Source organism: Flavobacterium panici (assembly GCF_903819335.1).
In the GTDB taxonomy this organism is placed as follows: Bacteria; Bacteroidota; Bacteroidia; order Flavobacteriales; family Flavobacteriaceae; genus Flavobacterium; species Flavobacterium panici.
Genome location: NZ_CAIJDE010000029.1, coordinates 39,219 through 51,175 on the forward strand (window position 1 = coordinate 39,219; position 11,957 = coordinate 51,175).

The following is an 11,957-nucleotide window of genomic DNA, read 5'->3' on the forward strand; positions in this document are numbered from 1 at the left end:
CTGGATCTGCTAGTGTAGCCGTTTCAGGAGGAACTAGTGCTTATACTTATTCTTGGTCACCTTCTGGAGGAACTGCTGCAACTGCAACTGGACTAACAGCTGGTACATATACGGTTACAGTTACTGATAGTAACTTATGTCAGAAAACTCAAAGTTTTACACTTACTGAACCTGTAGCTGCACTTACAGCTACTGCTGTTGGACAAACAGATGTTTCATGTAATGGAGGTGCAAATGGAACTGCTACAGTTTCTGTAAGCGGAGGAACTCCTGGTTATACATATTCTTGGGCTCCATACGGAGGAAATACTGCTAGTGCAAATGGACTATCAGCAGGAACATTTACTGTTACAGTTACTGATGCAAATGGATGTCAAACTACTCAAAGCTTTACGATTACTGAACCTGCTGCTCTTGTAGCAAGTTTTGGTTCTCAAACTAATGTTTCTTGTAACGGTGGTACAAATGGTACTGCAACTGTAAATGTAACTGGTGGAACCGGAGCTTACACTTACTCATGGTCACCAACCGGAGGAAATGCTGCTACTGCGTCTGGTTTAACACAAGGAACTTATACAGTAACTGTTACAGATGCTAATGTATGTCAAAGTACACAAAGTTTTACTATTACTGAACCTGCAATTTTATCGTTAACATCATCACAAACCGATGTTCTTTGCAATGGCGGTGCAACGGGAACGGCTTCAGTAGTTGTATCTGGAGGTACATCTCCATATACTTATTTATGGTCACCTTCTGGAGGAACTGCTGCAACTGCTACAGGATTAGCAATAGGGAACTATAGTGTTTTAGTAACAGACTCTAATGGCTGTTCAATAACACAAAGTTTTACAATCACGCAGCCAAGCGCCTTATTTGCTACACAAAGTCAAATAAATGCAACTTGTTCAACTGGTGGTCAGGCAGCCGTAAGTGTTAGCGGTGGTACAACTCCATATTCTTATTTATGGTCACCATCTGGTGATACAACTGCAATAGCAACCGGATTAACTGCCGGAGCTAATAGTGTTCTAATTACTGATGCTAATGGTTGTACAATAACAAAAAACTTTACAATTACTACAACAAATACTTTAGTTGCAACTACTTCACAAACTGATGTATTATGTTTTGGGACAAATACAGGATCTGCTGCTGTAGTTCCAAGCGGAGCACCTGGGCCTTTTACTTACGTATGGTCACCTTCTGGCGGCAATGCTGATACAGCAACTAATCTTACAGCGGGTAATTATTCTGTAACAATTACATCTGCTAACGGATGTTCTATTGTAAAAAACTTTACTATTACAGAACCAACTGAACTTATAGTAACACCAAATCCGCAAATAAATACTTCTTGTAATGGAGGAGCAAACGGATCTGCAAGTGTTACTGTTACAGGAGGAACTGGAGGTTATACCTATTCTTGGGCACCATCTGGAGGAACAGCTGCAACAGCAAATGGTCTTTCTGCAGGAACTTATACTGTAACTGTTACAGACGCTAACTTATGTAACAAAACACAAAGTTTTACTATTACAGAACCAACAATCCTTGCTGCTACTACATCACAAACAGATGTTTCCTGCAACGGAGGAACTAATGGAACTGCTACAGTAAATGTAACTGGAGGAACTGGTGCTTACACATACTCTTGGGCTCCAACTGGAGGAAATGCAGCTACTGCTTCTGGCCTTGCTGCAGGAACCTATACAGTAACTGTACAAGATGCAAACTTCTGTCAGATATCTGCATCTGTTACTATTACAGAACCAGCTAGTCTTGCTGCAACAGCATCTCAAACTGATGTTACTTGTAATGGATTAAACAACGGAAATGCCACAGTAATTCCAACTGGAGGTACTTTACCATATACTTATTCTTGGTCTCCTTCTGGAGGAACAGCAGCTACTGCTTCTGGATTAAGTCCTGGAACTTATACTGCAACAATTACAGATGCTAATGGTTGTTTTACAACTCAATCTGTTACAATTACAGAACCTACTCTACTTACTTTAACTCCATCTCATACAGATGTTTCTTGTAATGGAGGGGCAAACGGAACTGCAACTATAACTCCTGTTGGAGGAACCGCTCCTTACACTTATTCTTGGAGTCCTTCTGGAGAAACTACTGCATTGATAAACAATCTTATTCCAGGAACTTACACTGTAACCGTTACAGACGCTAATGGTTGCACCGCAACTGAATCTATTGTTATAACAGAACCAACTGCTATGACAACATCTGCATCACAAACAGATATTTCTTGTAATGGTGCAGCAAACGGAACTGCAACTGTAACTGTGTCTGGAGGAACTGGAGCATATACTTACTCTTGGTCTCCTTATGGAGGAACTGCTGCGACTGCAACAGGTCTTGCCGCTGGACTTTTTACAGCAACCATTACTGATGCTAATGGATGTCAAACAATACAAACAGTAACAATCATTGAACCAGCTGTTCTTTCTGCAACAATATCTCAAACAGATGTTTCTTGCAACGGAGGGACTAACGGAACTGCAACTGTAACTGCAACTGGAGGAACTGCACCATATACTTATTCTTGGTCTCCTTCTGGAGGAACTGCTCCAACTGCAACAGGTCTTGCTGCTGGAACTTATACAGTAACTGTAACTGATGCCAACGGATGTACTACAACACAATCTGTTACAATTACTGAACCTACAATCCTTAATGCAAGTACATCTCAAACAGATGTTTCTTGTAATACAGGAACTAACGGAACTGCCACTGTAACTGCAGCCGGAGGAACAGCACCATATACTTATTCTTGGTCACCATCAGGTGGAACAGCTGCAACAGCTTCTGGATTAAGTGCTGGAACTTATACTGCTACAATTACAGATGCTAACGGATGTTTTACAACACAAACAGTAACAATCACTGAACCTTCTGCCCTTTCTGTAACATCATCTAAAACAGATGTTTCTTGTAACGGAGGAGCTAACGGATCTGCAACTGTAAATGTAACCGGAGGAACTCCTGGTTATACATACTCTTGGGCTCCATCTGGAGGAACAAATGCAACAGCAAATGGATTAAGCGCAGGAACATATACTGCAACAATTACAGATGCTAACGGATGTACTACAACTCAATCTGTTACTATTGCTGAACCAACAATCCTTGCTGCAACAATATCTAAAACAGATGTTTCTTGCAACGCAGGAACTAACGGAACTGCGACTGTAACTGTAACTGGAGGAACTGGAGCTTATACTTATTCTTGGGCACCTTTTGGAGGAACAGCTGCAACAGCAACTGGATTAAACGCAGGAACTTATACAGTAACTGTAACAGATGCAAACGCGTGTCAAACAACACAAAGTATTACTATTACTGAACCAGCAATTCTTTCTGCAACAGCATCACAAACAGATGTTTCTTGTAATGCAGGAACTAACGGAACTGCAACAGTAACTGCAACTGGAGGAACAGCACCGTATGCTTATTCTTGGTCACCAGCTGGTGGAACAGCTGCAACAGCTTCTGGTCTTGCTGCGGGAACTTATACTGCAACAATTACAGATGCTAATGGTTGTACTACAACTCAATCTGTTACAATTACTGAACCAACGATTCTTGCTGCAACATCATCTAAAACAGATGTTTCTTGTAACGCAGGAACTAACGGAACTGCAACGGTAACAGCAACTGGAGGTACAGCACCATATACTTATTCTTGGTCACCATTAGGTGGAACAGCTGAAACAGCTTCTGGATTAAGCGCAGGTACTTATACAGCAACTATTACAGATGCAAACGGATGTTTTACAACACAAACAATAACAATTACTGAACCTTCTGCCCTTTCTGTAACATCATCTAAAACAGATGTTTCTTGTAACGGAGGATCTAACGGATCTGCAACTGTAAATGTAACCGGAGGAACTGGTGCTTATACTTATTCTTGGGCACCATCAGGTGGAACAGCTGCAACAGCAACTGGATTAAGCGCAGGAACTTATACTGCAACTATTACAGATGCTAACGGTTGTACAACAACACAATCTATTATTATTGCTCAACCAACAATTCTTGCTGCAACAACATCTAAAACAGATATTTCTTGCAACGGAGGAAATAATGGATCTGCAACGGTAACTGCAACTGGAGGAACTGGAGCTTATACTTATTCTTGGTCACCATCAGGTGGAACAGCTGCAACAGCAACTGGATTAAGTGCAGGAACTTACACTGCAACTATTACAGACGCTAACGGTTGTACTACAACACAATCTGTTACTATTGCTCAACCAACAATTCTTGCTGCAACAATATCTAAAACTGATGTTTCTTGCAACGGAGGAACTAACGGAACTGCAACAGTAACTGCAACTGGAGGAACAGCACCATATACTTATGCTTGGTCACCAGTCGGTGGAACATCTGCAACAGCAACTGGATTAAGCGCAGGAACTTATTCTGTAACAATTACAGATGCTAATGGATGTTTATTAACTCAAACAATAACTATTATTACAACTCCAGATGTAACAGCGCCAGTACCAACTGTAGCTAATCTTCCGGAAATAAGTAACTATTGTTCAGTTTCAGCATCAGATATTGCTATTCCAACTGCTACAGATAATTGTGCAGGAATTTTAAATGGAACAACAACAGATCCTTTAAGCTACAATGCAGTAGGAACTTATGTAATTACATGGAAATATGATGACGGAAATGGAAACATTACAACACAACCGCAAACAGTAAAAGTACTTGCTTCTCCATTGAATGCTGTAACTTTTACCGGCGCTCAGTTTACATACGATGGAAATGCTCATGCATTGCAAGTTGCAAATCTGCCAACTGGAGCAACTGTTACCTATTCTGCAAACAATACGTCAACAAATGCTGGTACTTATGTAGTTACTGCGACAGTAACACCATCAGCCAGCGCGTCAAATTGTGCAGTAGTAACCCTAACAGCTAATCTTGTTATTAATAAAGCAGCACAGCAAATTACATTTAATGCAATTCCGGTTAAAACACTTGGAGCAAATAATACCTTTAATTTAACAGCGACTTCAAATTCAAATTTAGCTGTTACTTACACATCAACATATACTGCACCATTAGCTCCTGCAACAGTTTCTGCTACAGGCGTGGTAAATATGTTAAGATCTGGTGATGTATTAATTACGGCTCATCAGCCTGGAGATAATAATTATCTTCCTGCTGCCGATGTTTCACAGTTGTTAGTGATCTTAAACAACAATATCGATGTTAAGAAAATCACTATTGGAACGAAAGTTTTTGATAACCCTGGAAAAACAATTTTTTATGTACTTCCATGTGGGGAAACAAATCCAAATGTATCTATCTTAAATGAATCAGGTGCAATAATAACTCCTTCTTCTAATTTTACAATTCAAACTCCTAAACCAGGAATTTACAGTCAGAATGTAACAATTACATCACAAGATGGAAGTTTATCTGCAACTTACTCTTTAGTAGTTGTGAAACCATTTAATTTCTTTGACATTGTTAAACAGAAATTTAATAACGTACTTCTTGTAAATAACAATCCACAGACAAATGGCGGTTATGAGTTTGCTTCTTACGAATGGTTCAAAAACGATGAGCCAATAGGAACTGGTCAGTATTATTCTGCAGGAAACAGCATTACTTCATTATTAGATCCAACGGCAGATTATAGTGTAAAAATGACAACTAAAGATGGAAAAGTACTATATGTATGTGCTTCTAAAGTTACGTTGACAAATACGCTGCTGGCTAAAGTTTATCCTAACCCAATTGAAATTGGAAAAGTAGTTACTGTTGAAGCAGATTTCCCTGAAGAAGAATTAGCGAAAATGCAAATTAGCCTTTACACTGTTACAGGTCAATTGGTAAAAACTGTACAATCATCTACAGCTAAAACTGAAATACAATTACCTCAAACAACTGAGAGCAATATGTACATGGTAGTTCTTGAAACGCCTAACATCAAAAAAACTTTCAAAGTAATTGTAAAATAAATAAACCCTGCCAGTACTAGATAAAAATAGTACTGGCATAATATAACTTAAGATGAAAAAAAATATTTACAGCTATATCACATCCATTGCCATTTTCACGGCATTTTTAGCAGCGTCTTTAAATAGTTATGGCCAGGATAAAAAACAAGAATTTTCGATTTCTTTGGGAGGGCCATTTTCTTATATCGATGCTAATTCTTCCGGAAAAACAGTACCGGGAATTGGCGTTAATGCAGGTCTTCGTTATTCTTATTATTTAAGCGAAAGTTTAAGCTTAGGAATTGGAGTTGAATATCAAACCTACAATTCAGATTTAAAATATAATTTCTTTGCAGGAGCATACGCTGCTACTGACGCTGAAAATGAGAATTTTCAATTTAGATACAAAGGTACGAATGTGAGAGAAGAACAAAAACTGGCTTATATCAATGTGCCAATTAATGTTCAATTTGAAACTCCGGGAACATCTAAATTATATGTCGCTGCGGGGGCTAAAATTGGTTTCGCGTCAAGCGGAAGTTACCAAACAACTTTTCAAAATCTAACTACAAGCGGTTACTATCCACAATACAATGTAGAATTGTTTAGTCCGGCTTTTGCAGGTTTTGCAAGTACAAATGATTTAGTAACCGATAAACAAGATCTTAATACAGAAGTTTCTTATTCAGCCACTTTTGAAACTGGTTTAAAACAAGAATTAGGAACTAGAAATTCTTTTTATATTGGTGCCTATTTTGAGTATGGTCTAAATAATATCTATGAGAAAACCGGAAACGGGCAAATTGTTATATACAATGCTCAACAACCCGTACAATTAGGATATGATACCTTACTTAATTCTCCTTTAAGCAGCAGTGCCAGACTTGTTTCATACGGTCTTAAATTAAGATTTGCATTGCGATAATAATTTTTGACCAATTAAAAAAAGCTATTCAGTATTGAATAGCTTTTTTGTTTTATAAATAAATCCAGAGCAATTATCTTCTCTTCTTTTGCTGACCCGGAGCATAAGCTTTTGCACTTTTACTTCCAGACGCTTTTTTAGCCTGTCCAGGAGGAATTTTTCCTGATGATGAAGAAGAGTTATGAACACTGCAGCTCACAATACTTACTATCAATAAAGTAAAAGATAAAATTTTAATAAAGTTTGTCATTTTCATAAATTTGTTTTTTATAACCAAAAATACTGTTTTGACTATTAAAAAAACTTATAATCATTATAAATAACAAAAACCTGTAACGGACTAATCCATTACAGGTTTTTCTAATTTCGATTGCTATTTATATTCTATTTCTTAACAGAATCTGTAGTAATAGTTCTAACCGTATCATTTGTAACTGTATCAACATCTGGTCCTACAGTATCAATAATAGCTTCAGTCGAATCTATACTGTTTTGAGACTCTATTGTTGGTTCATTCTTTTTACAAGAAAATGCTAATCCCGTTAACAGAACCAACATTGCAATTTTAATTTTTAATATCGTTTTCATAATTATATTTTTTTCTGTTTGCATTCATTTTAATATTTCAAATTTAACTTTCTGAATATCAAAACTATTACATAATTTCTGCAATCCTTTATATGAATCAAAGAAATGTGTTAAACTATTGTTATACAATGCAAAATGTATAAATTGAAAATTTAATTATATAACTGCATAAACGGTGATTTTGTGAAATTTGTAGAAACAATATTAAAATGAAAACTTATTTTCGCAATAATGGTTTAAGTATCTGCTTTTTGATACTATTTGGAGGAACTTTAATTGGTCAGATTTTATTTGGTTTTGAAGAACACAATAAAGAACTTATTAGCGAAGGAGGAAAAATAATAAGTCTGGGCTCGTATCTTTTATCAGGACATTTCATTGAATCTACTTTTGAAAACTGGGAAAGTGAATTTCTTCAAATGGGCCTTTTTGTTGTATTTACTATTTTCTTAAAACAAAAAGGGTCATCAGAATCAAAAAAAATTAATCAAAAAGAAGAAGTAGACCGGGAACCAGATCCTAACCGAAAAAATGCTCCGTGGCCCGTTAAAAAAGGAGGCTTTATTTTGACACTATACAAACATTCCCTATCAGCTTCACTATTGTTACTATTTCTTATTTCATTAATACTTCATTTTTATGGAAGTCTTAAAGACGAAAATGAAAAATTACTTTTGGAAGGAAAACAATTAGAAACGATTTCCTCCTTTATAAAAAATTCAAGATTTTGGTTTGAATCTTTTCAAAATTGGCAGAGCGAATTTCTATCAGTATTTGCTATCGTAATATTATCTATATACCTACGCCAAATTGGCTCTTCTCAATCAAAACCCGTAGATGCTCCCAACATGGAAACCGGAGTTTAATTTAAAAATATAAATTTTTTAATACTGAATTTTGACTTATTCCTATTCTGACTGGAAATACTATAAAATATTGACAATAAAAATGTAAGCCTCTTTTTTATTCTAGGTTGTAGCTTTGAGTGCACTTATATGATTTTCATTTATTTAAAACTACAATATGAATAATTCAGATAACTTAAATGAAGGAAGTATAACTTCTGGCGATAATGTTTCCTTTTGGATTGATACAACTCCAATTTTGTCTTTTGATAAACCAAGTCAGGATATTTCAACTGAAGTACTTATCATTGGCGGCGGAATTGCCGGCTTAACAACTGCATATAAACTTTTAAAAGCAGGAAAAAAAGTAGTTTTAGTCGAAGATGGATTTATAGGAAGCGGCGAAACCGGAAGAACTACAGCACATTTAACCTGTGCACTTGATGACAGATATTACTATCTTGAAAATACATTTGGCAAAGAAAGTGCTCACCTTGCAGCTGAAAGCCATACCGCAGCAATTGATGAAATTGAAAAAATAGTTACTAGATTAAATATAGACTGTGATTTTAAAAGAGTAAAGGGTTATTTATTTCTTCATCCAAGCGATAAAGAAGAAAATCTCGACAAAGAATTTCAGGCATCAAAGGATGCCGGACTCCAAACCTCACTATTAAACAATACACCATATTTAGACGGAACTCAAAACCAAAGATCTATTGAATTTAGAAATCAGGGACAGTTTCATGTTTTACATTATTTAAAAGGACTTGCCGAGGCTGTTACAGCTCTCGGTGGAACCATTTTCACTGAAGCACATGCAGACAGTATTACCAAAGAAGGAGCTTCAGTAAATGGTTTCAATTTTATTGCAAAACACATAGTTGTGGCAACTAACACGCCAGTAAATGATGTTTTAACCATGCATACCAAACAGCACGCTTACAGAACTTATGTTATTGCCGGAAAAATTCCAAAAGGAGTCATTCCCTATTCCTTATGGTGGGACACGGGCGATATGGAATCAAAATGGGTTTCGCAGCCCTATCATTATGTTCGTTTAGAAAAATTTGATGACAAATACGACTTGTTGATTTCAGGCGGAGAAGATCATAAAACCGGGCAAGAAGATGAAGAAGGAATATCTGCATTATCAAGATATGAAAAGCTGGAAATCTGGACCAGAAAATATTTTCCAATGCTGGACGAAATTAACTATAAATGGTCTGGGCAGGTTATGGAACCTTTCGATTCTTTAGGGTTTATGGGTAAAAATCCCGGCGATGAAAACATCTATATTATCACTGGGGATTCTGGAAATGGTATGACACACGCCACAATTGGCGCCATGATTATTACAGATCAAATTTTGGGAATTAAAAACAAATGGGAAGATTTATATAATCCATCACGAATCACTTTTAAAGCCTTAGGAGATTTTATGAAAGAAGCCGGAAATATGGCAGCACAATATCTGGATTGGATTACCGCATCTGATATAAATAATCCGGCAGACTTAAAAGCCGGCGAAGGCGGGATTCTCTCTCTTGGATTAAAAAAAATTGCCGCCTATCGGGATTATGATAATATGCTCCAAGCTTTTTCTGCAGTCTGCCCACATTTAGGCTGTATTGTGCAGTGGAATCCCGATGAAAAATCATTTGACTGTCCTTGCCACGGTTCAAGATTTGCCGCCGACGGTACAGTTATAAATGGCCCTGCAAAAAACGATCTGAACAAAATTCAAGTCAAATAAAGATTTATAGCTTATTTAAAATCTATTCCTCATACATTTCCATCCAAAGACGCGTTTCTTCAAGATCAAGTTCTTTTTCTATTTTTCGAAAAATCTCTTCGTTTACAGAACCCGCTTTATGCATAACTTCGAGTTTACCGCGCTCTACATTCAAAAGATCAATTTGAATTTTGGTAAAATCATTAAAAATTTCGTTTCCAAATACTTTTCCGTTTCCAAAAAAGTTTGCAGGAAGTTCCGTTTTCTGCAAACGATTAAATTTTACTTCGTATTTACTTTTAATATTATGCAACAATTCATCATCTAACAATGAAAGATTATCTTCGATATGTGCAATAGTTTCAGAAACAATAATATTTCGAACATCATATTCTTCGGCTAAAATAGAATAACGTTCAATTTTAAGCTTTTTAATTAACCACGGAAGCGTAAGTCCCTGAATTACCAAAGTGGAAAGAATCACACAAAAAACCAAATAAATAATTAGGTTTCTAAGCGGAAACTCTTCGGTTTTATTCAGCATCAATGGCAGTGCCAAAGCCGCAGCCATCGAAACCACGCCGCGCATTCCCGACCATCCAAAGACAATCATATTGCGATAATCAAATTCTTCCTTCATTCGGATTTTTTTACTGAGCATCCTTGGAATTATCGTTGCCGGAACTACCCATAAAAAGCGAACAACAATTACAACAATACTAATTACAGCTCCCCAAATAAATAACGAATCTCCAGAATAATTACTTATTCCTTCAATAATCTGCCGTAGCTGCAATCCAATTAAAATGAAGATTAAACCGTTTAGAATATTACTTAAAACATCCCATATCGTATTGGTCATGATTCGGCTTTCATGCGAAAAAATAGCTCCGGATCTTGCAGCCAAAAAAAGTCCGGTTGATACTACTGCCAAAACTCCGGAACCATGAAAATGCTCTGCAATCAAATAAGATGAAAATGGTGTCAATAACGTAAGTGTTACCTCAATAATATCATCACAAACGAACCTTTTATGGATATAATACATTATAAAACCAACAGCCACTCCTATTGCAATTCCTAAAACCGACATCAAAACAAAGTTTAATCCTGCCTGCCACAAAACAAAATTTCCTGCTGTAATGGCTGTTAAAGCATATTTATAAGCCACAAGACCGCTGGCATCATTCACTAAACTCTCTCCTTCAAGAATGGCGATTAATCTTGGGTGCAGACCCAAACCTTTAGTAATAGACGTTGCAGAAACTGCATCTGGAGGCGAAACAATCGCTCCAAGTAAAAAAGCTAACGGCCAGGAAATATCATCTATAAGCCAGTGTGCAACAACAGCAACCAATCCTGTAGTAAAAAAAACCAAACCAACAGCCGCCAAAGTTATCGGGCGGATTGTTTGTTTAAAATCAGACCAGCTTGTATGCCATGCCGCATGATACAAAAGCGGGGGAAGGAAGATAATAAAAACAACCTCAGGACTCAGCGCAATAACCGGCAATCCCGGCACAACACTAATAATTACACCACAGAGTACAAGTACAATAGGAATTGGAAAATTATACCTTTTACTTACTAAACTAAGAAAAGCTACGCCAAAAAGTAACATTATAATTACTGTGATATTTTCCATTTACTGCGGGTATTTATTTGTTTTGGATGATAATTTCTAGTTGCTAAATTAATATTTTATGATAATTAAATTAGAATATCATTCAAAATTAAAACTGGGAACGTATATGCCACAAATTTCTCTTACCGGTTATGAAACCCCTCGTAGAACAAGTTACCGTTACACAAAGCACTACTACTCCACTCAACTTACAAATAAAAAAACAAAACAGAATGCAAACAAAACCTGCGAT

General features: G+C 36.7%; 7 protein-coding genes. 4 read left to right on the plus strand and 3 right to left on the minus strand.

Annotation, left to right across the window (positions count from 1 at the left end; translation table 11 throughout):
- Both FLAPXU55_RS03365 and FLAPXU55_RS03370 read left to right on the plus strand, forming a co-directional pair.
- Positions 1–6,008, plus strand: a 6,008-nt coding sequence (locus FLAPXU55_RS03365; protein WP_180856568.1) for a T9SS type A sorting domain-containing protein, incomplete at its 5' end; no start/stop codon positions are given.
- A 52-nt stretch (positions 6,009–6,060) separates the two neighbouring features.
- Positions 6,061–6,912, plus strand: coding sequence for an outer membrane beta-barrel protein (locus FLAPXU55_RS03370; RefSeq protein ID WP_180856569.1), 852 nt, complete (start codon positions 6,061–6,063; stop codon positions 6,910–6,912).
- A 73-nt stretch (positions 6,913–6,985) separates the two neighbouring features.
- Here the strand turns inward: FLAPXU55_RS03370 and FLAPXU55_RS03375 are convergent, their stop codons facing one another.
- Both FLAPXU55_RS03375 and FLAPXU55_RS03380 read right to left on the minus strand, forming a co-directional pair.
- Positions 6,986–7,168: a hypothetical protein gene (locus FLAPXU55_RS03375; RefSeq protein WP_180856570.1), complete on the minus strand. Its 183-nt coding sequence runs from the start codon at positions 7,166–7,168 to the stop codon at positions 6,986–6,988.
- A gap of 128 nt (positions 7,169–7,296) precedes the next feature.
- On the minus strand, positions 7,297–7,500 hold the full coding sequence (locus FLAPXU55_RS03380; protein ID WP_180856571.1) for a hypothetical protein: 204 nt from the start codon (positions 7,498–7,500) through the stop codon (positions 7,297–7,299).
- Positions 7,501–7,709: 209 nt separating this feature from the next.
- Between FLAPXU55_RS03380 and FLAPXU55_RS03385 the strand changes: the two genes are divergently transcribed.
- Positions 7,710–8,366, plus strand: coding sequence for a DUF6766 family protein (locus FLAPXU55_RS03385; protein WP_180856572.1), 657 nt, complete (start codon positions 7,710–7,712; stop codon positions 8,364–8,366).
- 157 nt (positions 8,367–8,523) lie between these two features.
- On the plus strand, positions 8,524–10,101 hold the full coding sequence (locus tag FLAPXU55_RS03390; RefSeq protein WP_180856573.1) for an FAD-dependent oxidoreductase: 1,578 nt from the start codon (positions 8,524–8,526) through the stop codon (positions 10,099–10,101).
- 22 nt (positions 10,102–10,123) lie between these two features.
- On the opposite strand, the gene FLAPXU55_RS03395 is transcribed toward FLAPXU55_RS03390, so the two are convergent.
- Positions 10,124–11,725 (minus strand): Na+/H+ antiporter, encoded by a 1,602-nt coding sequence (locus FLAPXU55_RS03395; protein ID WP_180856574.1) that lies wholly within the window; start codon positions 11,723–11,725, stop codon positions 10,124–10,126.
- Positions 11,726–11,957: the final 232 nt, after the last annotated feature.